The following is a 22,372-nucleotide window of genomic DNA, read 5'->3' as shown; positions in this document are numbered from 1 at the left end:
CTCAAAGGTTTCGATATGCGATTTCTTGCTGAATTTGCGACTGCCCGCCTGACCCTGGCAACCATTCTGGCCTTTATGGTGGGGCTGATGCTGCCCGCAGGCGTTTCCGCCCAGAGCGTCACGCCGGATCAGATCATCGAGGCGCTTTTGCCCGGTGGCGGAGCGCCCAAGTCCAGATCCATGCGAAAGCAGGAACCGCACCCGTTCCGCGGGATCAGCATCGAGGGGCAATTGCCGCCGGAGGTCGTGCTGCCGCGTATCAATCTGACGGTCAATTTCGAGTTCGATTCCGCCTCGCTGACCAATGACGGGATCCTGACGCTGCAGGCGCTCGGCCAGGCCTTGCAGGATCCACGGCTCAAGAACATGCGCTTCCAGATTGCCGGTCACACGGACCTGCGCGGCACGGCGGCCTACAATCTGGACCTGTCGAAACGAAGGGCCTTCATGGTCGCGGAATTTCTGGCGGCCTTTTACACGATCCCCCGGGAACGGCTTGTGCCTGTTGGGTATGGCGAGAGCCGGCCCGTCGACCCGGGCAATCCGGCCAGCGGCCGCAACAGGCGTGTGGAGATCATCAACGTCCAACCGCTGTCGTAACCGGCAAAGACAGTCGGCCGGGCCACCAATCGTCTTGAACGACGTCAGAGGGACTGCGTTCAGTCACCGCCGCCGAGAAGTTTCTTCAGCATCTCGGCCATGGGACCCGACTTGGGAACATTGACTTGTTTGCCTTGCCGTGCCTGACGGATGTGGCTCTGGCCTTTGGGTTTGGTGGTGGCACCGTCCTTGGGGGCGGCGGCCGTGGCGGAGACGGCTTTTGCAGGTCCGGTCTTGCCATCGGGCGTCTTGCCCTTGCGCTGTGCCTTTTCCGGCTCCAGGGCCAGGGTCAGCTTGTTGGCGAACTGGCTGTCCTTGCCTTCGGCCAGCAGGGCAGCCTGGTCGGCAACTTCCATCAGCAGAGGTTCGAGCCAGTCCCGGTCGACCTTGGCGAAATCACCCAGCACGTAATTGGACACCAGCTTCTTGTCGCCCGGGTGACCGATGCCGAGTCGCAGGCGGCGATAGCTTTCACCGATATGGGCGGTGATCGACCTGAGGCCGTTGTGGCCGCCGTGGCCGCCGCCGACTTTCATGCGGAATTTCGCGGGAGGCAGGTCGAGTTCGTCATAGATGACGACGATGTCTTCCGGCCCGATCTTGTAAAAGCGCATGGCTTCGCCGACAGAGCGGCCGGATTCGTTCATGTAGGTGCTGGGTTTCAGCAGCAGCACCTTTTCCGAGCCGAGGCGGCCCTCGGACACCTGACCTTGAAAGCGGGCCTTCCACGGCTGGAAGCCCGAATGGCGGCGATGGATCTCATCGACGGCCATGAAACCGATATTGTGCCGGTTGCCTTCGTATTTGGCGCCCGGGTTGCCCAGGCCGACGATCAATTTCATGGTGCGCCTTTCAAGGTAGAGCATCCTGCATGTAACGGACTGCAGGCCGGCTGGCTAATCCTGAAACGAAAAAGCAGCCGATTTCGGCTGCTCTTCAAGTTTTCCCGCTGGGGGAAGGGAGGCGGAGACCGCCTCCCTATTTTTAAAGCAAGGCTTCAGCTTATTCAGCTTCGCCTTCACCTTCATTTTCTTCTTCAGTTTCGTCGTCGGTCTCTTTCATACCGGCCGGAGCAGCGATCGTGGCGATGGTGAAATCGCGATCGGTGATGGTCGGCTGGCAGCCTTCCGGCAGCTTCACTGCGGAAATGTGCAGGCTGTCGCCCGGCTGTGCCTTGGCCAGATCGATTTCGAGCGCTTCCGGAATGTTGTCGGCCGGAACGTTCATTTCGACGGTGTGACGAACGATGTTCAGGACGCCGCCCTTCTTGATGCCCGGGCAGGTTTCTTCGTTCAGGAAGTGCACCGGAACTTCAACCGTCAGCGTGGAGCCCTTGGCAACGCGCAGGAAGTCGACGTGCATGACGTCGTCGCGCACCGGGTGCAGCTGGAAATCCTTCGCGATAACCTGATGCTTTTCGCCGTCCACATCGATGATGCCGATGTGCGTAAGGAAACCGCCCTTGTGCAGGGTGATGGTGGTTTCTTTCACCGGAATGGTGATCGGCAGTGCCTGTTTCTTGTCGCCGTAGATCACGGCAGGGAGAAGGCCTTCGCGACGCAGTGCCCGTGCGGCCCCCTTGCCCACCCGGTCCCGTGCCGACGCCTTCAGCTCATAGCTGGCAGCCATGGCAAAACTCCTTCGAGTATATAGGTAACGGACCGGCGAACCACCGTGCCAGAAGACTCATGTTGTCCGGGATCGGTCCAGAAGCGCCTCCTCCAGGGGTGCAGGCGCGAGCGCGGATATACCCAAAGCGCGGGGAAAGTGCAAGTCCGCAGTCAGCCGTTTGTCGCAGGTTACTGCGGAAATCTCAAGCTGCTGGCCGGTTATCCTGTCTGTCACACAGAATTGCTGAACCTTTCGGTTGACCGATTGGCCGATCCGGCTGACGCTTCGGCCAACTGCGCCGGGTGTGAGGCCCGGTGTCTGAAGATAGCTATCGTGACCTGATCTACCTGAGAGAACCGACGTTATGGCCATCGATGAAGACCTCAATGACCGCTTGCGCGAAGCGCTTGGCTACAGGGCAGGTGTCAGCGAAAAAAGGATGATGGGTGCCATGTGCTTTCTTCTGCATGGCCACATGATCGCTGGGGCGGATCGCACCAGGGACGGAGAGCGGCGTTTCATCTTCCGCGTCGGCAAGCCCAATCATGCCACCGGTCTGGCGTTGCCGGGCGCGGAGCCAATGGTACAGGGCGGGCGGACCCTGAGCGGCCTGTTCTTCGTCGGTGAGGATTTCTGCACCGACGAAATGCTTCAAACCTGGCTGGATCTTGCCATCGCCAATGCCTTGACCCTCCCTCCGAAGGAGGCGGCGGTTAACCGTTGAGTCGTTTGGTTGTGTCTTCCTGAAATGCCGGGTCGGCTTTCTTGGCAAAGGAGATGCGCCAGGGTTCCGCCAGTTCTTCAAGCTCCGACAAGGCTTTTGCCACGGCCGGTTCCAGCCGCGGATTGAACCTTGCCAGGATGACCTCGCGCAGATTCCAGTCCGGGCAGGGGCGCTCGACCAGGGTCAGCTCGTCGCCTGCCTGAAACGAACCTTCCTGCAGCACCCGGAAATACCAGCCGGTGCGGCCTGATTTCTGGAAATGGGCCGCCTGGGCGGGGTTGTCCGTATGCATGTTCAGCTTCCAGCAGGGCTGCCGGCCCTGCGAAATCTGGACGCGGACGGTGCCTGCGGAAAAGATATCGCCGACGCACAGGTCTTCTTCGGTAAAACCGTCGGACGCAATGTTCTCGCCGAACCCGCCGGGTTGAAAGATGGCTGCCTTGTCCGGAAAGGCGTTCCGCCAATGGGCATAATGCTCCGACGGGTAGATATGCAGCGCCTTCTCCGGTCCACCATGAACGGAGAGATCCGCCTGACGGTCCCCGATGATTCCCGTCCTGGTGACCTCAAGAAAACCCTCCGCCAGCGTCTTGCGAATGGCGGACGGCTCCTTGCCGTCCCAGCGGTGCTCGGGTTCACCGGTGAAAAGTGAGGCAATGCGGGCTTTGGCGGTCATGATTGATGGCTTTCGGCTGGGGTGTGTTCGTGGCAGAGCTGGGCGGCGTCTATGGGCGAAAGCGGGACATTCAGCAGCCGGCAATAGCTGCCCGTGTCTGCGGCCTCATGATGACGGCAGGTGTGGCAGAGGCCAAAGGAGCGGCCGCCGCGCTGATGCAGCATGGTCAGGACAAGTGCCTTCAGGGACGACGCCAGCGACGCGGCGACCGCCGGCGGCAAGGCATCGATGACCTTCTCCAGCGACGAGGGATCCTCCAGCAGGGCCCGTCCGTCCGGAGTCACGTCGTAACGGATGCTGCGCTTGTCTTCGTCCGAGCGTGTTTCTGCAATCAGATCCTTGCGGGCAAGCGCCTTCAGGGTTTGCGAAGCCGTGCCGCGTGTCGTTGCCAGAAAATCGGCAACGTGGGAGGGCGCGCGTGAATAGCGGTTGGCCCGTGCCAGATAGCTGAGCGCGGCAAATTGCGACGGATTCAACGGCCCGTTCCACTCCTCGGCGGCGGCAAGGCGCGTCAACCGGTCGATCAGGTCCCGGATGGTCTGTGTGTCAGTGGAAGCGAACATGATGTCTATGTAGCGACTCGAAATTAAACTTGCAATAGTTTCGACTCGCTACTATTAAGGCTGCATCCTCAACCAAGGAGACTGCCGATGTCCAAATCCATATCCCAATCCCTGTTGATCGCCGGCGTGTGCGCCATTGCGCTGCCGGTTGCCGCTTTGGCTGACAGCAGCCATGCGCTGCACCAGACGGGAGCTGTCCTGTCGCCGGAAAATCAGGAAATCGACCCGAACTACGACATCCTCGCCGCCCATGTGCATCGCGAAGGCCGTGTCGTGACCTTCCATATGACGTTGAAAGGAACGGCAGGAGCCACCGTGCCGACAGCAAACGGCGCGCTTGCAGGCGCACCGGTGCAATCCTACGTCTGGCCGACGTCGCTGAAACCGGAAACGGTCGGCTTCGAAGGCGGAAACGGCATTCTGGCGCTTGTGGCCACCAGCCATCCGGATTTCGACGACACGCCACTGTTCGATGAAGATGGCGACGGCGATCTCTTGAACGACGGCGCTAAATGGCATTCGCACTGGGTCGTGCTGACGCCGAACGAGGTTTGCGGTGCCGGCGCTCTTTCCGTGCAGGACATCCCGGAGGGGGCCAGTCCGAAAATGCCGGCAACGTGGCCAGGTCTGCCCATCTACATCGACAGTCCCGGGTTTTCACCGGTGCTGGAGGCTGAGGAAATCACCCTCAACGTGGCCTTTGCCGATGAAAGCGCCATTGCAAGCTTCTCGTATGACGGCGTCACATCGGCGCTTCGGGTGAGCCAGAGCGTCCACGCCCCGCTGCTGTGTGTCGTCGATGTCTTCGACGTTGCCTCGGGTGACCTCAGCCTGCCGGGAAAAGTCACGGGGAACTGAGCCATTTCCAGAGCAAGGATGCGTTGGTGTCCTTCTCTGCAACAACTACTCCTCCGTCATTGCCGGGCATGACCCGGCAATCCATGCTGTGACCGGGCCTGATCCCAAGGACGTGACTGGGGCGGGGTAGCGGCATGGATGCCATGGTCGAGCCATGGCATGACGGGGGCAGTGGATTTGTCTGACGCCGGAAAGACCGTCAGCCCTCGTGCGGAGCGTAGGAGGCCGGGTCGACCTGGGCCGGACGTCCGGGGAGCGTGAGTTGCGCCTGCCGGGCCGGGGTTGTTGCGATCACCTTGCCGGACTTGACGACCGCAAGGCGCGTTGCCTTCAGGCGAATGGCCTCGATCGTGTCACGGGCCTGGAGCAGCACGAAGTCCGCCTTGCAGCCTTTCTCCAGACCGTAACCTTCCAGGTTCATGGCCCGGGCCGGGTGGGCGGTGACACAGTCAAAGCAGTAGCGGATGGCGTCGCGGCTGGTCATCTGGGCGACGTGAAGCCCCATGGAGGCAACCTCCAGCATGTCGCCGGAACCCATCGAATACCACGGGTCCATCACGCAGTCGTGGCCGAAGGCGACATTGATGCCGTAGGAGCGCATTTCCTGAACGCGGGTCTGGCCACGGCGCTTGGGATACGTGTCGTGGCGGCCTTGAAGCGTGATGTTGATCAGCGGGTTCGCAATCGCATGAACCTCGGCTTCCGCGATCAGCGGCAGCAGCTTGGAGACATAATAATTGTCCATGGAATGCATGGAGGTCAGGTGGGATCCGGCAACACGTCCCTGAAGCCCGAGGCGCTGGGTCTGATAGGCGAGTGTCTCGATGTGGCGTGACATTGGATCGTCGGTCTCGTCGCAATGCATGTCGACCATCAGTCCGCGCTCCGCCGCAATCTCGCATAGCCGCGCGACGGACCGGGCACCGTCGTCCATGGTACGCTCGAAATGCGGAATGCCACCGACAATGTCGACGCCCATGTCCAAAGCGGTCAGAAGGTTCTTCTCGGCAGTTGGCGAGCGGTAGAGCCCATCTTGCGGGAAGGCGACCAGTTGCAGGTCGATATAGTCCTTAACTTTTTCGCGCACTTCCAAGAGGCCTTTGACGCCGGTCAGCCTGTCGTCACAGACGTCGACATGGGTGCGGATTGCCAGCAGACCCTGTGAGACGGCCAGATCGCAATATCTCAGCGCCCGTTCGACAACGGCTTCGACTGTCAGGATCTCCTTCAATTCACCCCAAAGCGCGATGCCTTCAAGCAGCGTGCCGCTGCGGTTCATGCGCGGCAGGCCGAGCGACAGGGTGGCATCCATGTGGAAATGGCTGTCGACAAACGGGGGCGACACGAGCTTTCCGGCCGCATCGATCACCTGGCCGGCTTCCGCGGTGATCCCGGCTTCCACCGCTTCGATGCGGCCGTTCCGGCAGGCGATGTCAATGCCGTGACGTCCGTCGGGCAGGTTGGCGTTCTTGACGAGGAGATCGAAACTCATGGGACTGTCTCAGCGTTGACCACGGAAGTATGGCACAAGAAGCGCCCTTGGATAGTCTGCCCGGCGGGCAACGACTATCAGTGCGGCGATGGAAAGCAGATATGGCATCATCAGGAAGACCTGGCCGGGAATGAAACTGCCGACCTCGGTTTGCAGGCGCACCTGAAATGCGTCGAATGCGCCGAACAGCAGAGCACCGATCAGGGCTTTGCCAGGCCGCCAGGACGCGAACACCGTAAGCGCGATACAGATCCAGCCACGGCCGTTGACCATGCCGAAAAAGAACGCGTCGAAGGCCGACATGGTCAGGAAAGCGCCGCCGAGCGCCATGATCGCGGAGCCCGCAACAACCGTGCCGATGCGGATTGCATAGACCGACAGCCCTTGGGACTCCACGGCTGCCGGATTGTCGCCGACTGCCTGGATGGCCAGGCCGAGCGGCGTTCGGTAAAGCACATAGGCCGTGACCGCGACCAGGAACAGGGCGAGGAAGGTCAGCGGTGTCTGCTGGAACAGCGCCGGGCCAAGGAATGGCAAATCGCTCAGGACCGGGACATCGAGCGGCTTGAACGCCTCGATGCGCGGCGGGGAGGACACATCCGGCAGGGCCGTCCGGTAGATGAAATAACTGAGCGATGTGGCAAACAGCGTCACGCCAATGCCCGAGACATGTTGCGAGAGCCCGAGCGGTACTGTCAGGATCGCGTGGATCAGCCCGAAGAAAGCGCCCGCCATCGCGGCGACAAGAACGCCGCCCCACAGACCCGCGCCGAGCCAGACCGCCATCCAGCCGGCCATGGCGCCGGCGGTGAAGATGCCCTCGATGCCGAGATTGAGAACGCCGGCACGTTCGCACACAAGCGCGCCGATGACGCCGAAGATCAGCGGGGTCGCGATCCGGAGCGCGGCGGCCCAGAAGTTGGCGGAGATGAGAATGTCGAGGATCTCGGTCATTCTGCCGCCTCCGGGTTGGTTTGGCTGCCGACGAAGCGGATCTTGAAGCGCAGGAACAGGCCCGAGACAAGCACGCACAGCAGGGCCATGGCCACGATCAGATCTGCCAGATAGTTGGAGACACCGGTGGCGCGAGACATGGAATCGGCACCGACAAAGATGCTGGCGATGAAGAGAGCGGCCAGGACGACGCCGGCCGGAGACAGGCCGGCAAGCATGGCCACCACGATGCCGGAATAGCCGAACCCGGGTGAGAGATCGGCGGTCAGATAACCCTTCAGTCCGGCTACTTCACCGACACCTGCAAGCCCGGCGAGCGCGCCGGACAGGAGACCGACACGGATGAAGGTGGCGGTGACCGGAATGCCGGCATGGCGGGCTGCGGCGGCGTTTTCACCAACCGCGCGGATCTCGAAGCCCCAGACGGTGCGCTTCAAGAGGAAGTAGACGCCAAGCGAAGACACCAGGGCGATGACAAGACCCCAGTGAATGCGCATCCGGTCCATCAGCTTGGGCAGGGCGGCTGCGTCGAGAATAGGCTCGGACTGCGGCCAGCCCATGCCCATCGGATCCTTCATCGGGCCTTCCAGCATCATCTGGACAACCAGGAGGATAATGAAGTTCAGCAGCAAGGTGGTGACCACTTCATCGACGCCAAGCCGGGTTTTCAGAAGGGTCGGGCCAAGCATCACAAGGCCGCCCGCCAGCGCTCCGGCAAGAACCACCAGGGGAATGAGGATGTAGGGCGGTGCGGAAATGACCCCGGTGCCGACGGCAACCGCCGCCAGAGCGCCGGCATAAAGCTGGCCTTCGGCACCGATGTTCCAGAGCTTGGCACGGAAGGCGACCGCCGCCGCCAGACCTGTGAGGATCAGTGGTGTTGCTCTTGTCAGCATTTCGGTGAAGGCGAAGAGCGAACCGAAGGCGCCCTTGGCCATCAGGCCATAGGCTTCGAACACCGACAATCCGGCAAAAGCCATAGGGATGGCTGCAAGCAACAGGGCGGCCAGTGCAGCGGCAATCGACACGCCCAGCATTCGGGAAACGGAGGAGGGGCCGCGCGGTTCGAAGCGGATCATGCTGCGTCCTCCGCATTGTGGCCGGCCATTCTGAGGCCGAGCGAGCCGCGGTCCAGCGTTTCGCTCGCTTCTGCTGCGGACAGGTGCCCGCGGTGGATCACGGCGATCCTGTCGGAAAGGCGCATGAGTTCGTCGAGATCCTCCGATATCAGGATAACACCGGCCCCGCGGTCGCGGGCGGCCAGAAGCCGCTTGTGAACGTCGGACGTGGCGCCGACATCAAGCCCGCGCGACGGCTGGGCGGCCAGCACCACCTTTGGAACGGTTTCAAGGGTTCTGGCGAGCACGATCTTCTGGATATTGCCGCCAGACAGCAGCCGCGCCGGGCTGTCCTCGCTCTGGCAGCGGATGTCGTAGGCCTTGATCAGGCTGCGGGCCCGCTCGCGCATGGCGGAAAAACGCAGAAGGCCGAGGCGCTGGTTTTCCGGTTTGCGGATGGCTTCGATGGCAAGGTTCTCCGAAACGCTCATAGCGCCGACGATGCCGTCGTGATGGCGGTCCTCGGGAATGCGGGCAAGGCCGTTGTCGATCATCGCCCGTGCGCTGGCCTGGCCGATGGCCTTGCCTTCCAATGTCATCGAACCGTCGGTAATCGGCACCAGGCCGGAAATGACGCGCGCAAGCGTCGTCTGGCCATTGCCGGACACCCCGGCGATTCCGAGGATTTCTCCGGATTTGAGCGTCAGGTCGACCTCGTGCAAGGCGTCACGGCCATGTCCGGCAGAGGCCTTGTTCAGGACGAACAGCGGCGCGCCCGGAGTGCCGGGGGATCGCATCGTCTCGATGAGGGCATGGCCGACCATCAACTCGGCCAGCTTGCGCCGGTCACATTCGGCAGTTGGCAGATCGGCGACCTTGCGGCCACCGCGCAGCACCGCGACCCGATGCGAGGAAGCCAGAACTTCCGCCAGCTTGTGCGAGATGAAGATGATGCCGAGGCCATCGTCCGCCAGTTTTTTCAAGGTGGCGAACAGGGTGTCCGATTCCTGGGGCGTCAGCACAGCGGTCGGTTCGTCCAGAACCAGCACGCGGGCATCGCGGTAAAGGGCCTTCAGGATTTCCACCCGCTGCTTTTCGCCGACGGAAAGCTGGGAAATGCGCGCGTCGAGCGAGACCGTCAGGCCGGAGCGTGCCATCAGCTCTTCAAGCTTGCGCCGGGCCGGTGCACGGGAAGAAGAAAGCGCGGCCAGCCGCTCCGTGCCCAGAAGGATGTTGTCGAGGGCGCTGAGGTTCTCCGCAAGCGTGAAATGCTGATGCACCATGCCGATTCCGGCCTGCAGCGCGGCATGCGGGGAGCCTGGTTCCAGTTCGCTCAGGCCGGTTCCGTCCGGCGAGACCATGACCCGGCCCTCATCGGCCACGTAATGCCCGAACAGGATGTTCATCAAGGTGGTCTTGCCGGCGCCGTTCTCGCCAAGCAGGGCAAGGATCTCGCCCCGTTTCAAGTCGAGCGATACGTCGCCATTGGCCGTCAGAGCGCCGAAGCGCTTGGTGATGCCGTCCAATCGCAGCACGACACCAGCGTCCTGTGCCGGACCTGCCATGTGTTCCCCCCGGGAAAAGAATGAGTGCCGCGCTTGAGCCCCGCGGCCGGGATTCGCCGGCGGCCATTGTGGCCGCCGGGCGTTGCTGGCGAAAGCCTACATCGTGGATTTCGGTTCGCTGTCGTTCACATTGACGCGGAACAGGCCGTCGAGGATTTCCTGCTCCTTGGCCTTTGCCGCGGCAACCGCGTCGGCCGGGGCAAGGCTCTCGTCGACGACGAAGCTGCCGCCGCCATAGGACATGAAGCTGTACGGGCCGAAATCGGCCGGTTCGAAGCTGTCGCTGGCAACGAGGCCAATGGCCTTGTCGATGGTCGGCTCCATGTGCCACAGCGCGGAGGACAGGATGGTGCCCGGATAATCCCCAGCCGTGTCGATCACGTTGCCGATTGCAAGAATGCCTTTTTCCTTGGCGGCATCCGACACGCCGAAGCGCTCGGCGTAGAGGATGTCTGCACCCTTGTCGATCATCGCAAAGGCGGCTTCCTTGGCCTTGGGCGGATCGTACCAGGAGTTGATGAAGGTCACGAGGAACTTCACATCCGGATTGACGGAGGTTGCGCCTTCCATGAAGGCGTTCATCAGGCGGTTCACCTCCGGAATGGCGTAGCCGCCGACCATGCCGATGACGTTGGACTTGGTGGTCGCGCCGGCGATCATGCCGGAGAGATAGCTCGGTTCATGGATCCAGTTGTCGAAAACTGCGAAATTCGGCTGGGCCGGCCCGAAGGATGAGCCCATCAGGAAAGCGGTATCCGGATATTCGGCAGCGACCTTGCGGGCGGCACGCTCGACGGCGAATGCTTCACCAACCACCAGATCCATGCCCTGTTCGGCATATTCGCGCATGACACGCTCATAGTCGGTATTGGCGACGTTTTCGGAGAAGGTGTAGGTGATCTCGCCGCGTTCCTGGGCGGCTTTCAGCGCCTTGTCGATACGGCTGACCCACTGCTGTTCGACCGGAACGGTGTAGATCGCGGCGACCTTGACCGGGTCGGCGGCATTGGCGGCTGGAACGGACAGTCCAGCCGAGACTGTGACAGCCAGGGCGGCCGTCAGCATGGCCCTGCGGGCCCTGGAAAATGGTTTGGAAGTGAGCATCTGAAATCCCCTGGAAAAGACCTTGTGCAGAGTTAGATGATCACAAAATATGCGTGCTCACAAGCTGTGCAGGAGCTTCGGCGGCGTATTTTTTGAACAATTGGGAAAAATTCTGGGGGCGGATCCCGGTTATCCGATTTGCTCTGGTCTCAATTGCAATGAAGCGCTGTTGTCTGGCCTGGAGCGCTTGCGCGTGAGCGCTCTACTTACTGGGGCTTTTTGATTTTATGTTATCACAGGTAGTAAAAAGTGGTCCGCGATCCGAGTATTTTCCAAATCATATTGTAATAAATGACAGTCAGTAATTCTTTGCATTCGATAGATTTCGGTTTTAAATATGTTTTTGAATGCCATAAATACTATTTTAATTTCGATACTCGATCATTCCCCTGAGTAAATTAATGGGAGAGAATGATGAAAAATCTTGTTCGAACAGCTGCGGTTTTCTTTCTGCTCACGGGCGGTGCTGTCGCAAATGAATTCGAGAGCGAGTTGAAAGACCTGGCTTCCGGAAAGATCGCTGAAATTGCCGCTGCTGCGGAAGTCGTTTCGGCGGTCAAGGAGCAAAACGGTGTCACCGGCTCCTACGATCAGGCGAAAATCGATGAATTGGACGGCAAATGGCGTGAGGAAGCCGAGGCCGTTGATCAGCCGATGATCGATGAAGTGCTGGACAAGCCGCTCTCCGTCTATCTTGCGAACGTCCAGGAATCGAGCGGCGGACTTTTCACCGAAATTTTCGTCATGGATGCCAAGGGGCTCAATGTGGGCCAAAGCGACGTCACTTCAGATTTCTGGCAGGGCGACGAAGCAAAGTGGCAAGAGACCTTTCTCGTCGGCAAGGGGGCTGTTCACATCTCCGAGCTGGAGCAGGATGACAGCACGCAGACGCTGCAGAGCCAGGTGAGCATTCCGGTTCTTGATCCCGACAGCGGCGCAGTCATTGGCGCGGTGACCTTTGGCGTGAACGTCGACAATCTCTGACAGGCAAGTACCGGCTCCAACGTAAGGTACTGACTCTAGCAACCAAGAACCGGCGGGAAGGTTGAACCTTCCCGCGTCTTCCGGGGGGAAACCTTGAAAGTATCCGTAAAGCTTCCAGCACTCGTCCTCGGTATCGCACTTCTTTGTTCAGGAGGCGTCGGTATCGCAAGCTATGTCTCCGGAGCCAATACCGTGCGTGGTCAGGCAGAGCAGCGTCTCATGGCACTGGTGGAGAGCCGCCGGGACAGCCTGCTGGAGTTTTACCGCAGCAAGGAACTGACAATCGGCGGGCACCTGAACGGTCAGGCGCTCCGATCCGCATACAGTGATTTCGATGCCGCCTGGGCAAAATACGAAGACAAGGCGGCTGCAACCTTGACCAAGATCTACGTAACCGACAACCCGCATCCGCTTGAGGAAAGGGATCAGCTCGTCAAGGCAGGCCGCAAACCCTATGACAAGGTGCATGCGAAACATCACACCTCGCTCAGGGACTATGCCGACGCCAACGACCATCCGGACATTTTGCTCATCAACCTTGCAGGAGATGTGATCTACACAGCCCGCAAGCATTCGGATTTCGCCGTCAATCTCAGGGACCCGGCCTGGTCCCAGACACCTCTGGCGAGTGCTTTCGAGCGGATTGTGTCCGGCAACGACGAGACGCTTCTGGGTTTCGATCCGGTTCATTATGCCGGCAGGGACGGCGCTCCGACCGGTTTCTGGGTCGCCCCGGTGAAGGTGGGGTCCAAGACCATCGGCGCGATTGCCTACGAAACCCCGATAAGCAAGATCGATTCCCTGCTCGGCAACTATGCCGGCCTCGGGGAGACCGGCAATATCTATCTTGTCAACGAAAACGGGCTGGCCATCAACGACAGCCAGCGCACGCCTGATGCTGATGAAATGCTCAGCGATGCTTTCGCGACACCTGAAGTGATGTCGGTGATGGACGGTGAGGCGACCTTCAAGCGTCTGCCGGACTATAACGGCCGGGATGTATTTGCTGCGATGATGCCTATCACGGCGCTAGGCAACAAATACACGCTTGTCGTGGTACAGGACGCCGACGAAGTGCTGGCACCCCTGACTTCGCTGAAGTTCTGGATCTTCAGCATCTCGTTTGCCTGTGCATTCACGGCCGGAGTGACCGGTCTACTGATGGCAAGAAGCCTCTCTGGACGCATCACCCGGCTCGGGGCCGTGATGAACAGGCTCGCCGGTGGAGATACGGCTGTGGAAGTGCCGGCACAGACTGCCTCTGACGAAATTTCAGATATGGCAGAAACGGTCGCGGTCTTCCGGGAAAACGCAATTTCCCGCGACAGGCTCGAAGCCGAGCAACATGACTCTGCCGCCACCCGGGAGAGGCAGGCAGAGGCAACCACCCGGCTTATTTCCGATTTCAGATCTGAAGTGACGGACATGCTGGATGCGGTTCGCAGCAATAGCGAACAGATGCGGCTGGCGGCGGAAGAACTGAACGGCGTTGCCGACGAGACCGCAAACGACGCCTCGAGCGCATCATCGACTTCGGAAGCGGCCTCAACCAACGTGCAGACTGTTGCCTCTGCTTCCGAGGAATTGTCGGCCTCCATCCAGGAGATCCGTCGGCAGGTTATATCGACGACCGAGATCGTTCGCGATGCGTCTCAAGCGGCAATCGACACCAACACCAAGATCGAAGGCCTTGCCGAAGCCGCACAGCGGATCGGGGATGTCGTGAACCTCATTTCCGCCATTGCCGAACAGACCAATCTTTTGGCGCTGAACGCGACGATCGAAGCCGCACGGGCGGGAGATGCAGGACGTGGATTTGCCGTCGTTGCTTCCGAAGTGAAAGAGCTCGCGACGCAGACCGCAAAGGCAACGGAAGAAATCGAGGGACAGATCGCCGAAGTGCAGGCAGCAACGAAGGACGCGGTATTGGCAATCGCCGGAATCACCGAAACGATGAGCCAGGTTGACGAATATACCGGATCGATCGCCTCCGCCGTCGAGCAGCAGGGCGCTGCAACCAATGAGATTTCCGGCAACGTTCAGGAGGCGGCGAAGGGCACGCGGGAGGTTGCGCTCACGGTCGAGACAATCTCTCAAAAGACGCTGGTCACGAGTTCTTCCGCAGGGCAGGTGCTGTCTGCATCAACGGATGTCAACAACCACGCCAATGCGCTGCGGGAAACGGTGGATCGCTTCCTGGCCGCGGTCGCGGCTGCCTGATCCCGGGCTTGGCTGAAACAAAAAACGCCCGGCCGCAAGGCCGGGCGTTTTTTTATGTGCCAACCGTCAGCCGGTTTAGCTGAACAGGCTGGAAACCGATTTTTCCAGGGCGGTGCGGTTGATGGCCTCGCCGATCAACGGGGCAATTGAGATTGCACGGATATTGGCAGCGGCGGTAATGGCGGCGGTCGGTTCGATGGAGTTGGTGATGACCAGCTCCTTCAGCTTTGACGAGGTTACGCGGGCAACCGCGCCGCCGGACAGAACGCCGTGGGTGATATAGGCCGTCACTGACTGGGCGCCCTTGGCCAGCAGGGCTTCTGCTGCGTTGCAGAGCGTGCCGCCACTGTCGACGATGTCGTCGACCAGGATGCAGTCGTAGCCTTTGACATCACCGATGATGTTCATGACTTCCGATTCCCCGGGTTTGTCGCGGCGCTTGTCGACGATGGAGAGCGGAGCTTCGATGCGTTTGGCAAGCGCGCGGGCGCGAACCACACCGCCGACATCCGGAGACACAACCATGACATTGTCGGTCGCGTAACGCTCCTTGATGTCGCGCGTCATCACTGGTGCGGCGAAGAGGTTGTCCGTCGGGATATCGAAAAAACCCTGGATCTGTCCGGCGTGGAGATCCAGGGTTAGAATGCGGTCAGCACCGGCTTCGGTGATGAGATTGGCCACCAGCTTTGCCGAGATCGGGGTTCGGCCGGAAGCGCGGCGGTCCTGCCGGGCGTAGCCGAAATAGGGAATGACCGCGGTGATGCGGCGGGCAGAGGACCGGCGGAGCGCATCAATGATGATGAGCAGTTCCATCAGGTGGTCGTTTGCCGGGTAGCTGGTCGGCTGAACGACGAAAACATCTTCGCCGCGTACGTTTTCCTGGATTTCTACGAAGATTTCCTGGTCGGCAAACCGCCGGACCTGGCATTTGGCAAGAGGGACATCCAGGTAATTGGAAATTTCCTCAGCCAGGGCTCGGTTGGAATTGCCCGCGACGATCTTCATGAGCCGCAAGTCCTTCTGGTGCGACGGCGGTTTTGCAGGCCGGTTGTGCTCTGCAAACACGCGGAAAGGCCTAGGTCTTAAGTCATGTGCCGGGTGCCAGGGGCCTCGCTCGGAAACCCTCGGCAGGCGGCGGCGTTGTAACAACCAAGCAACCGGACCACAACAGGCGTTCTTGTCTGACGCCCGCTTTTTTTTATTTTTTGTGACGCCGCGCCGGAATTACCCGGCAAAGCAATTCATTATCGGTTGAGCCAGGCCTTGATTTCCACCATCGAGCGATTGGCAATCCGCGACAGCGTGCCGGAGCTGACCGACTGCCACGGGTCGCCGGAGGCGCCGCCCGTATCTTCCGTGCCGGAGATTCGCTTCACGCGGCGGCCGCTGCTGTCGACAATGTCGAAGACGTAGAAAACGGTGCCGTTGGACGGCTGTCCGGTTGCCGACAGATATCCGTTGACCCGGTAGGTGGCGGAAGCGCCTATACGGCGCACCAGCGTGATGCCCTGCTTGCGGGCTTCCGAGCCGATCATTTCGGACAGCTCGTCGGCAATGTTGCCCGGCGCCCCTGTGAAGGGTTCGAAAGCAAAGGTGACGCCTTCGTCCTGATCGACCTGACCGGCAATCGTCGGCGCAGTGACAGTGGTCGAAATCGGTGTAGGTGGCTGCGGCGCAGCCTGACAGGCGGCAAGCCCGGCACCAAGCAGAAGAACCGCCAACAGGCGCCGGGGGGAAATGGATCGTTGGGTGGTCATGTCTGTCATTGAGACGCTTGGCTTTCGCGGTCGATATCGTCGTGGCAGCGGCCCCTGCCGGAAACGCGAAACGCGAACCGGGCCGCAAGGTTGAAACTGGTTTAGCCTGACTTGACCGGCAGGTCGAGAGGCAGCGTGGACAAGCATTCGGGTGCCCCGGTCGTGGTCAGATAGGTCTGGCCGAGCGTCATGGCGGTTCCGGAGATGGAATCCATCAGGATCATGTGCATGAAGATAACCATGTCCGGCTTCACCTCGGCAGGGTTGGCGCGATAGGCCATGGGCATGTCCATCCAGCTGGGCGTGAACCGGGCCCCCAGCGAATAGCCGCAGGCATTCAGCCGGTGCGGCATCAGGCCATGGGCGTCCACGCGTTCCGCATGAGCGTCGAAAACGTCGCCGAAGGTCCTGCCGGGAACCAGCTGGGTTTCAACGGCGGCCAGTGCTTCACGTGCGGCGGTGTACATTTCCAGGTGACGGTCCGTCGGCGTTCCGATCACCACCGTGCGCATCAGCGCTGCGTGGTAATGGCGGTAGGCGCCGGCCCATTCCAGGGTGAGCTGGTCCTGTTCGGACAGGTTCCTGCGGCCGGCCTTGTAGCGGCACAACAGAGCATCTCGGCCCGACCCGATAATGAACTCGTTGCCGGGATAATCGCCGCCGCCTTCGAAAATGGCACCCTGCATGGCTGCAAGGATGCGGCCTTCATCGGCGCCGGGGCGGATTTCATCCATCGCGGCATGATAGGCCTTGTCCGCAAGTTCCGACGCCTTGCGCACATAAACGATTTCCTCGGCGCTTTTCACTGCACGAAGCTCGGGTATCAGGGGCGAGGCATCGCTGACGTCAGCGAAACTGGCGAGTTCCTCGTTCAGCTTCAGGGCAATCTTCCCGGTCATGCCCTGTGTGTCGTATTCGACCCCCAGCCTGCAGCCGAGCAGGTCCATGTCGAACAGCAGTTCCTTCAACTGCAACACCGGGCTGGCGGAGCCGCGATCGATCCAGATGCGGATGTCCTCGATGTTGGACGTGTGCTTGGCCTGGCGTTCGTCGGCAGACCGCGTCAGGAGCACCTTGCGCCCGTCCTTCGTTACCACGAGGCACTGGAAGAAGCAGAAACCGAACGTGTCGTAACCGGTCAGCCAATACATGCTTTCCTGCGCAAACAGCAGCATGGCATCGAGCTTCTGCGCCTCCATGGCGGCCTTCAGCTTGTCGAAACGGCTTTCAAACTCGGCATCGGAAAAATGAAGTGCCATGGGTGGTCCTCACAAAAGTGCAATCGCGCTTATCTGGCGGCCGTAATCCGGCTCCTTGCGATGGGTGGTCCGGCGGTAGGAGAAGAAGCGGCCTTCGTCGGCATAGGTGCACAGCGCCAGATCGGCGACAGCGCCCAGCCCAAGGGCCTGAAGCTTGTCCGTGATGAAGGCGGGCAGATCGAACATGAAATGGTTCGTCCGGTTCGAAGGTCTGAAGTAGCGGGTGTTGTCCGGATGTTCCTGAAGGAACCGCTCCTTGAACTCCGGGCCGACCTCGTAGGCGCTCTGGGAAATCGTCGGTCCGAGCACCGCCGTGATGTTGCCTTTGGTGGCACCCAGGGCCTCCATCGCGGCAACCGTGTTCTGCAAGATGCCTGTGACAGCGCCCTTCCAGCCGGAGTGGGCCGCGCCGATGACACCTGCCTTGGGATCCGCAAACAGCAGCGGCCCGCAGTCGGCCGTAGCGATGCCGATGGCAAGGCCTGGTGTGGCGGTGACCAGTGCATCCGCCTTGCGGTCCGCATCCGGTGCGAAAGGCGCACTGACGGTGATCACGTTGGGAGAGTGGATTTGATAGGGGGAGACCAGGCGGTCAGTGCTGATGCCAAGCAGGCCGGCAACGCGCTCGCGGTTTTCCAGAACGCTGCCGCGGTCGTCATCCGAACCGAGACCGATATTGAGGCTGGCATAAATGCCGCCGGAGACGCCGCCCTGGCGGGTGAAGAAGCCGTGCCGAATACCATCCAGCTTCAAGACGTCTGCTTCAATTTTCATTCAGGGCTCCTGAGAGGAGGGAGATTCGCCGCGCCAGCGACTGATCCTTGGGGTGTTCAGGACGCGCTGTCAAACGGGGGAAACGAAATTCCAGAGTTCGTCACAGACAGCACCTTGAAAAGATTGCCCATCTGGTCGGGCGCAGCCAGCCGCTCGACAGCGTCGCGGAGTGCTTCCTGTTCGCTGTGGGATTTGCCCGCGCCAAGTGCTCCAGCCCGTTCCAGCAGGCCGGATCGCAGCAGGAATTCGCCCTGAGTGAGCGGTGGCAACGCCTGGGCGCCTGCCCTGACCGATGCTGCCGCCAGCGCCTCGAAATTCACATGCGCCGTCAAATCCGCTTCGCCCGGGTGGGCAAGGACATCATCATGGGCGTGCTTGTACAGCGCTTGCAGTGTGTCGCCCGCAGCTGTCTTCAGGTAGCCATAATCGATGAAGATCGCAGCGCCGCCATGTTCGGCAAGCCGGTGTCCGATTTCCTCGGCAATCGCGTTGGCGGCAGGCTGGGTTTCGAAGATCGCGCCTTCAGGGGCAGTTGAAAGACCGGCGAGGATGGCGTCATCCGGCAGGCGGGCAGTCCCGACGCCGAACATCAGCTCTCCGTCTTGCGAAAGTCCGACCTGGCGTTCCCGCCAGCCCGTGTCGGTCTTGACGAACTGGTGGATCGGCAGGGCGTCGAAAAACTCGTTGGCAACCAGGATCAGCGGACCGCCGGGAACATCCTGGAACCGGTCACGAAAGTGCGGTGTCAGAGGACTGCGCGCCAGCGTCGCTGTCTGTATCTCCCTGAGCCGCGGACTGGTCTCGACCAGGTTCAGGCGTGCCGCTTCGACGAAGGCCGGGCGGAGCGCAGCCATCCGCAGGAGGTCAGCCATCAGTGTGCCGCGTCCAGGCCCAAGTTCGACAAGCTGCAACTCCGCCGGTGCTCCAATCGCCTGCCAGGCTGACAGGCAGGCCGCGCCGATGAGTTCGCCGAACATCTGGCTGACTTCAGGCGCGGTGATGAAATCGCCCGCCGCGCCGAAGGGTTCGCGCGTCATGTAGTAACCGGCATCCGGATCGCCGAGACAGACGGACATGTATTGTGCGACCGAAAGCGGCCCTTCGGTTTCGATCCGTGCCTTGATCCTGTCTTTCAGGCCCGTCACGCCGCGCTTGCTCCGGAGCTGCGCCGGGCTGCCCAGATCATTGTGGCCAGGCCTGCCAGGATCATTGGCAGGGACAGCAGGATGCCCATGGTCAGAAAGCCGCTCAGATAGCCGATTTGGGCGTCGGGAACGCGGTAGAGTTCTGAGATCGACCGGGCAATGCCGTAACCGAAGGCAAAGGCACCGGCAAGGAAACCGGGCTTTTGCAGAAGTTTGAACCGCCGGCTGAGCACCATCAGCACCAGAAACAGCACGATGCCTTCGAGCGCGGCTTCGTAGAGCTGGCTCGGATGACGCGGTTCCGGCCCGCCGTTCGGAAACACCACGGCCCAGGGCACATCCGTCGGCCGGCCCCAAAGCTCGGAATTGATGAAATTGGCGATGCGGCCGAAAAAGAGGCCGATGGGAGCCGCGCAACCGGCAAGGTCGAACAGGGTCCAGATCGACAGGCCCCGTTTCCAGGCAAACAGGATCATGGCGACGACCGTGCCGGCAAAACCGCCGTGAAAGGACATGCCGCCGGTCCAGATGGCGATCGCCTCGGCCGGGTTGGCGAAGTAATAGGCCGGATTGTACAGCAGCACGTAGCCGAGACGGCCGCCAATGATGATGCCGAGCGTACCCCACAGCACGAAGTCGTCGACTTCAAGCGGGGCGGGGCGGGGGACGCCACCCCACAGACGGTCGTCTGCCACCAGCAGCCTCATGTAGCGCCAGGCCAGCAGAATGCCGACAATATAGGCGAGCGCGTACCAGCGCAGGGCAAAGGGGCCGAATTCGACAAGAACCGGATCGATTGCGGGAAAGGGCATTACCAGAAGAGGCGGCACGGCAGGACCTTCAGACGGTGTGCAGGCGGGTTTCGGGCTGAACGCTTGCGCGATCTTGCCCGCCTCGTCAAGCCGAGGCCGGTTTGTTCGGCGGGCTGGAACAGCCTGACGGGCCTGGTGTCCCGAAAGGTGACCCGAAAAAGATGTTCGGGAGACGGGCTCTGCTCTCGACGAAACCGGCTGCGGCGGAATTGGTCCTTGAAGTTCCCGTCATTCCCTCATACCTGTCTCACATCGCATGTATTTCCGATCAAGGAGGGTCCAATGACCCAAGGCCCGAACCGTCTTCTCGATGATTTTGCCAAGCTGATGACCGACGCCGCCGGAGTTGCCCAGGGTGCACGCCGCGAAGTCGAGACCGCCTTCCGGGCGCAGGCCGAGCGTTTTCTGTCCGATATGGACGTTGTTTCGCGCGAAGAGCACGAAGCGGTGAAAGAGATGGCAGTGCGTGCTCTGGACCGGATCGATGAACTCGAATCGCGGCTTTCAAAACTCGAAAACCCGGAATCCGGCGACGCTGGAGACGCTTAACGCGATTTGTTGACGTCGATGTGAGCGTTTTCTGTTAATAGTTGATGACAGAAATACAACGCCTGAACATGGCGGGTTTGCGTTGAATTTGGGCAGTGTGATGAAAAATACCGCTGAGTCGTCCACAAGTTTCGGCTTTTTTCACTCAACTGGTATGTATCGCTTAAATCATTCCTGCTCCTATACTGAAAGATAACAGGGATTCGTCGGAGCAAGACGGAACCGGTTCCCTTCCAAAGGGCCGTAACAGGACGCGTTTTGCTCCTCCGGCATGGGACTTTTCCCGGCGGCCCGCCCGGTTATCGTGATCGGGTACCCGGCCCCCGGCTCAGAAGGGGAGTAGGCACATGAGCCTCATCGAGCTTGAACTCGAGCGACCTGGTAATCCCGTTGACACCATCGAGACGTTCGCCGCCTTGAACGACTGGACGTTCGAAAGGTCGGACGAGGACGAGATCACCATATCCCTTGAGGGGAGCTGGTGTGATTACCACGTCTCCTTCTCGTGGATGGAGGAAGTCGAAGCCCTTCATCTTGCTTGTGCTTTTGACCTCAAGGTCACCGAATTGCGCAAGACGGAAGTTGTCCGTCTGCTCGCTTTGGTCAATGAGCAGCTCTGGATGGGCCACTTCGATCTCTGGAACAAGGAGAACGTGGTGATGTTCCGGCAGTCGCTGCTTCTGGCCGGCGGCGCCGAAGCATCCTCGGCACAGATCGAGGGAATGCTGACAAATGCCCTTGAAAACTGCGAACGTTTCTATCAAGCCTTTCAATTCGTCGTCTGGGCCGGAAATTCGGCAGCCGAGGCGTTGAATACGGCCTTGTTTGAAACCGCAGGAGAAGCATGAGCTTTTCAAAGGAACGGCCTTTCCTTCTTGTCGGAGCCGGCAAGATGGGCGGGGCAATGTTATCAGGCTGGATGGCGGAAGGGATCAATCCCGCCGCCATCGTGGTCAATGATCCGCATCTGTCAGCAGAGATGGATGCCCTTCTCAAGAAACACGGTATCCGCCATGTGACCTCCGTGCCGGAGGATCTGACGGCCGGGATCGTGCTGGTTGCCGTCAAACCGCAGATGATGGATCAGGTTCTGCCCGGTCTGACATCAGCCGTTGCCCCCGACACGCTTGTGCTGTCGATTGCCGCTGGCACACCGGTTTCCAAATTCGAAGAATATTTCGGCCAGGTTCCGATCTGCCGCTGCATGCCAAACACTCCGGCCATGGTCAAGCGCGGCATCACGGCGGTCTACCCGACCGCAGCCGTCTCCGCGGCCCAGAAGGATGACGTCACCAATCTTCTGTCGTCGGTCGGCAAGGTGGTCTGGCTCGACAGTGAAGACCAGATCGACCTGGTGACCGGCGTCAGCGGATCGGGCCCTGCCTATGTTTTCTTTCTCGCCGAAGCCTTGAGCGAAGCCGGCCGTCAGGCCGGTTTGCCGGCAGAGATCGCTCACGAACTGGCTGTTGCCACGGTCTGCGGCGCGGGCGAGCTGATGCACCAGTCCGGCGAACATCCTTCGATTCTTCGCCAGAACGTCACCAGCCCGAACGGCACGACAGCAGCCGCGCTCGAGGTGCTGATGCATGCCGAGGGATTGCAGCCGGTAATGACCGAAGCAGTCGCCGCTGCCGTCAAACGCGCGCGGGAACTGGCCGGTTGAG

23 protein-coding genes are annotated in these 22,372 nt (G+C 60.8%); 8 read left to right on the top strand and 15 right to left on the bottom strand.

Annotation, left to right across the window (positions count from 1 at the left end; translation table 11 throughout):
* Window positions 1–15 precede the first annotated feature (15 nt).
* Window positions 16–600: an OmpA family protein gene (locus ACYQ54_RS06540; protein ID WP_460080433.1), complete on the top strand. Its 585-nt coding sequence runs from the start codon at window positions 16–18 to the stop codon at window positions 598–600.
* Between the two features lie 59 nt (window positions 601–659).
* Here the strand turns inward: ACYQ54_RS06540 and pth are convergent, their stop codons facing one another.
* On the bottom strand, window positions 660–1,442 hold the full coding sequence (pth, locus tag ACYQ54_RS06535) for an aminoacyl-tRNA hydrolase (RefSeq protein WP_460080431.1): 783 nt from the start codon (window positions 1,440–1,442) through the stop codon (window positions 660–662).
* Between the two features lie 160 nt (window positions 1,443–1,602).
* Window positions 1,603–2,229: a 50S ribosomal protein L25/general stress protein Ctc gene (locus ACYQ54_RS06530; protein ID WP_460080429.1), complete on the bottom strand. Its 627-nt coding sequence runs from the start codon at window positions 2,227–2,229 to the stop codon at window positions 1,603–1,605.
* Window positions 2,230–2,575: 346 nt separating this feature from the next.
* Between ACYQ54_RS06530 and ACYQ54_RS06525 the strand changes: the two genes are divergently transcribed.
* Window positions 2,576–2,935 (top strand): RNA methyltransferase, encoded by a 360-nt coding sequence (locus tag ACYQ54_RS06525; RefSeq protein ID WP_460080427.1) that lies wholly within the window; start codon window positions 2,576–2,578, stop codon window positions 2,933–2,935.
* On the opposite strand, the gene ACYQ54_RS06520 is transcribed toward ACYQ54_RS06525, so the two are convergent.
* Complete coding sequence (locus tag ACYQ54_RS06520) at window positions 2,925–3,611, bottom strand: MOSC domain-containing protein (RefSeq protein WP_460080426.1); 687 nt, start codon at window positions 3,609–3,611, stop codon at window positions 2,925–2,927. The two genes, ACYQ54_RS06525 and ACYQ54_RS06520, sit on opposite strands and share 11 nt — an antisense overlap.
* On the bottom strand, window positions 3,608–4,174 hold the full coding sequence (locus tag ACYQ54_RS06515; protein WP_460080424.1) for a MarR family transcriptional regulator: 567 nt from the start codon (window positions 4,172–4,174) through the stop codon (window positions 3,608–3,610). Before ACYQ54_RS06515 ends, ACYQ54_RS06520 begins: the two co-directional genes overlap by 4 nt.
* A gap of 87 nt (window positions 4,175–4,261) precedes the next feature.
* Here ACYQ54_RS06515 and ACYQ54_RS06510 point away from each other — a divergent pair, with 87 nt between their 5' ends.
* The gene (locus ACYQ54_RS06510; RefSeq protein WP_460080421.1) at window positions 4,262–5,032 is read left to right on the top strand and encodes a hypothetical protein; all 771 of its coding nucleotides are present in this window, start codon (window positions 4,262–4,264) and stop codon (window positions 5,030–5,032) included.
* 199 nt (window positions 5,033–5,231) lie between these two features.
* Here ACYQ54_RS06510 and ACYQ54_RS06505 read toward each other — a convergent pair whose 3' ends face one another.
* The 5 genes from ACYQ54_RS06505 to ACYQ54_RS06485 form a co-directional block, all read right to left on the bottom strand.
* On the bottom strand, window positions 5,232–6,524 hold the full coding sequence (locus ACYQ54_RS06505) for an amidohydrolase family protein (RefSeq protein ID WP_460080420.1): 1,293 nt from the start codon (window positions 6,522–6,524) through the stop codon (window positions 5,232–5,234).
* A gap of 9 nt (window positions 6,525–6,533) precedes the next feature.
* Window positions 6,534–7,478, bottom strand: a complete 945-nt coding sequence (locus ACYQ54_RS06500; protein ID WP_460080419.1) for an ABC transporter permease — start codon at window positions 7,476–7,478, stop codon at window positions 6,534–6,536.
* On the bottom strand, window positions 7,475–8,557 hold the full coding sequence (locus tag ACYQ54_RS06495; RefSeq protein WP_460080417.1) for an ABC transporter permease: 1,083 nt from the start codon (window positions 8,555–8,557) through the stop codon (window positions 7,475–7,477). Before ACYQ54_RS06495 ends, ACYQ54_RS06500 begins: the two co-directional genes overlap by 4 nt.
* Window positions 8,554–10,101, bottom strand: a complete 1,548-nt coding sequence (locus ACYQ54_RS06490; protein WP_460080416.1) for an ABC transporter ATP-binding protein — start codon at window positions 10,099–10,101, stop codon at window positions 8,554–8,556. Before ACYQ54_RS06490 ends, ACYQ54_RS06495 begins: the two co-directional genes overlap by 4 nt.
* A gap of 96 nt (window positions 10,102–10,197) precedes the next feature.
* A complete protein-coding gene (locus ACYQ54_RS06485; protein WP_460080414.1) occupies window positions 10,198–11,205 on the bottom strand; it encodes a BMP family protein in 1,008 nt (335 codons plus the stop codon).
* A gap of 414 nt (window positions 11,206–11,619) precedes the next feature.
* Here ACYQ54_RS06485 and ACYQ54_RS06480 point away from each other — a divergent pair, with 414 nt between their 5' ends.
* Complete coding sequence (locus ACYQ54_RS06480) at window positions 11,620–12,189, top strand: PDC sensor domain-containing protein (protein WP_460080412.1); 570 nt, start codon at window positions 11,620–11,622, stop codon at window positions 12,187–12,189.
* Window positions 12,190–12,282: 93 nt separating this feature from the next.
* On the top strand, window positions 12,283–14,409 hold the full coding sequence (locus tag ACYQ54_RS06475) for a methyl-accepting chemotaxis protein (RefSeq protein WP_460080411.1): 2,127 nt from the start codon (window positions 12,283–12,285) through the stop codon (window positions 14,407–14,409).
* A 75-nt stretch (window positions 14,410–14,484) separates the two neighbouring features.
* Here ACYQ54_RS06475 and ACYQ54_RS06470 read toward each other — a convergent pair whose 3' ends face one another.
* The 6 genes from ACYQ54_RS06470 to lgt form a co-directional block, all read right to left on the bottom strand.
* Complete coding sequence (locus ACYQ54_RS06470) at window positions 14,485–15,417, bottom strand: ribose-phosphate pyrophosphokinase (RefSeq protein ID WP_460080409.1); 933 nt, start codon at window positions 15,415–15,417, stop codon at window positions 14,485–14,487.
* Window positions 15,418–15,656: 239 nt separating this feature from the next.
* On the bottom strand, window positions 15,657–16,169 hold the full coding sequence (locus ACYQ54_RS06465) for a hypothetical protein (RefSeq protein ID WP_460080408.1): 513 nt from the start codon (window positions 16,167–16,169) through the stop codon (window positions 15,657–15,659).
* A 101-nt stretch (window positions 16,170–16,270) separates the two neighbouring features.
* Window positions 16,271–17,428 carry a M24 family metallopeptidase gene (locus ACYQ54_RS06460; protein ID WP_460080406.1) on the bottom strand — a complete coding sequence of 386 codons (1,158 nt, stop codon included), beginning with the start codon at window positions 17,426–17,428 and terminating at the stop codon, window positions 16,271–16,273.
* Window positions 17,429–17,437: 9 nt separating this feature from the next.
* Window positions 17,438–18,202 carry a peptidoglycan editing factor PgeF gene (pgeF, locus tag ACYQ54_RS06455; RefSeq protein WP_460080403.1) on the bottom strand — a complete coding sequence of 255 codons (765 nt, stop codon included), beginning with the start codon at window positions 18,200–18,202 and terminating at the stop codon, window positions 17,438–17,440.
* A gap of 56 nt (window positions 18,203–18,258) precedes the next feature.
* Window positions 18,259–19,347 (bottom strand): class I SAM-dependent methyltransferase, encoded by a 1,089-nt coding sequence (locus ACYQ54_RS06450; RefSeq protein WP_460080401.1) that lies wholly within the window; start codon window positions 19,345–19,347, stop codon window positions 18,259–18,261.
* Window positions 19,344–20,159: a prolipoprotein diacylglyceryl transferase gene (gene lgt, locus ACYQ54_RS06445; RefSeq protein ID WP_460081693.1), complete on the bottom strand. Its 816-nt coding sequence runs from the start codon at window positions 20,157–20,159 to the stop codon at window positions 19,344–19,346. The genes ACYQ54_RS06450 and lgt overlap by 4 nt, the downstream gene beginning before the upstream one ends.
* Before the next feature lie 282 nt (window positions 20,160–20,441).
* On the opposite strand from lgt, the gene ACYQ54_RS06440 reads away from it, so the two are divergent.
* The 3 genes from ACYQ54_RS06440 to proC all read left to right on the top strand — a co-directional run bounded on the left by ACYQ54_RS06440 (window position 20,442) and on the right by proC (window position 22,371).
* Entirely contained in the window at window positions 20,442–20,708 is a 267-nt protein-coding gene (locus ACYQ54_RS06440) for an accessory factor UbiK family protein (RefSeq protein WP_460080398.1), read from the top strand.
* Between the two features lie 347 nt (window positions 20,709–21,055).
* A complete protein-coding gene (locus ACYQ54_RS06435; RefSeq protein ID WP_460080396.1) occupies window positions 21,056–21,556 on the top strand; it encodes a type III secretion system chaperone family protein in 501 nt (166 codons plus the stop codon).
* Entirely contained in the window at window positions 21,553–22,371 is an 819-nt protein-coding gene (gene proC / locus ACYQ54_RS06430; RefSeq protein ID WP_460080393.1) for a pyrroline-5-carboxylate reductase, read from the top strand. Before ACYQ54_RS06435 ends, proC begins: the two co-directional genes overlap by 4 nt.
* The last annotated feature ends 1 nt before the right edge of the window (window position 22,372 follow it).

This window comes from Roseibium sp. LAB1 (assembly GCF_054658235.1).
Note: the sequence above shows the minus strand (reverse complement) of the source record. Positions and strands in the feature narration are given on the sequence as shown.

Bases quoted from the DNA above. Each gene is read 5' to 3' on its own strand.
- ACYQ54_RS06540 (WP_460080433.1), top strand. From the start codon at position 16: ATGCGATTTCTTGCTGAATTTGCGACTGCCCGCCTGACCCTGGCAACC.
- pth (WP_460080431.1), bottom strand. From the start codon at position 1,442: ATGAAATTGATCGTCGGCCTGGGCAACCCGGGCGCCAAATACGAAGGC.
- ACYQ54_RS06530 (WP_460080429.1), bottom strand. From the start codon at position 2,229: ATGGCTGCCAGCTATGAGCTGAAGGCGTCGGCACGGGACCGGGTGGGC.
- ACYQ54_RS06525 (WP_460080427.1), top strand. From the start codon at position 2,576: ATGGCCATCGATGAAGACCTCAATGACCGCTTGCGCGAAGCGCTTGGC.
- ACYQ54_RS06520 (WP_460080426.1), bottom strand. From the start codon at position 3,611: ATGACCGCCAAAGCCCGCATTGCCTCACTTTTCACCGGTGAACCCGAG.
- ACYQ54_RS06515 (WP_460080424.1), bottom strand. From the start codon at position 4,174: ATGTTCGCTTCCACTGACACACAGACCATCCGGGACCTGATCGACCGG.
- ACYQ54_RS06510 (WP_460080421.1), top strand. From the start codon at position 4,262: ATGTCCAAATCCATATCCCAATCCCTGTTGATCGCCGGCGTGTGCGCC.
- ACYQ54_RS06505 (WP_460080420.1), bottom strand. From the start codon at position 6,524: ATGAGTTTCGATCTCCTCGTCAAGAACGCCAACCTGCCCGACGGACGT.
- ACYQ54_RS06500 (WP_460080419.1), bottom strand. From the start codon at position 7,478: ATGACCGAGATCCTCGACATTCTCATCTCCGCCAACTTCTGGGCCGCC.
- ACYQ54_RS06495 (WP_460080417.1), bottom strand. From the start codon at position 8,557: ATGATCCGCTTCGAACCGCGCGGCCCCTCCTCCGTTTCCCGAATGCTG.
- ACYQ54_RS06490 (WP_460080416.1), bottom strand. From the start codon at position 10,101: ATGGCAGGTCCGGCACAGGACGCTGGTGTCGTGCTGCGATTGGACGGC.
- ACYQ54_RS06485 (WP_460080414.1), bottom strand. From the start codon at position 11,205: ATGCTCACTTCCAAACCATTTTCCAGGGCCCGCAGGGCCATGCTGACG.
- ACYQ54_RS06480 (WP_460080412.1), top strand. From the start codon at position 11,620: ATGAAAAATCTTGTTCGAACAGCTGCGGTTTTCTTTCTGCTCACGGGC.
- ACYQ54_RS06470 (WP_460080409.1), bottom strand. From the start codon at position 15,417: ATGAAGATCGTCGCGGGCAATTCCAACCGAGCCCTGGCTGAGGAAATT.
- ACYQ54_RS06465 (WP_460080408.1), bottom strand. From the start codon at position 16,169: ATGACCACCCAACGATCCATTTCCCCCCGGCGCCTGTTGGCGGTTCTT.
- ACYQ54_RS06460 (WP_460080406.1), bottom strand. From the start codon at position 17,428: ATGGCACTTCATTTTTCCGATGCCGAGTTTGAAAGCCGTTTCGACAAG.
- pgeF (WP_460080403.1), bottom strand. From the start codon at position 18,202: ATGAAAATTGAAGCAGACGTCTTGAAGCTGGATGGTATTCGGCACGGC.
- lgt (WP_460081693.1), bottom strand. From the start codon at position 20,159: ATGCCCTTTCCCGCAATCGATCCGGTTCTTGTCGAATTCGGCCCCTTT.
- ACYQ54_RS06440 (WP_460080398.1), top strand. From the start codon at position 20,442: ATGACCCAAGGCCCGAACCGTCTTCTCGATGATTTTGCCAAGCTGATG.
- ACYQ54_RS06435 (WP_460080396.1), top strand. From the start codon at position 21,056: ATGAGCCTCATCGAGCTTGAACTCGAGCGACCTGGTAATCCCGTTGAC.
- proC (WP_460080393.1), top strand. From the start codon at position 21,553: ATGAGCTTTTCAAAGGAACGGCCTTTCCTTCTTGTCGGAGCCGGCAAG.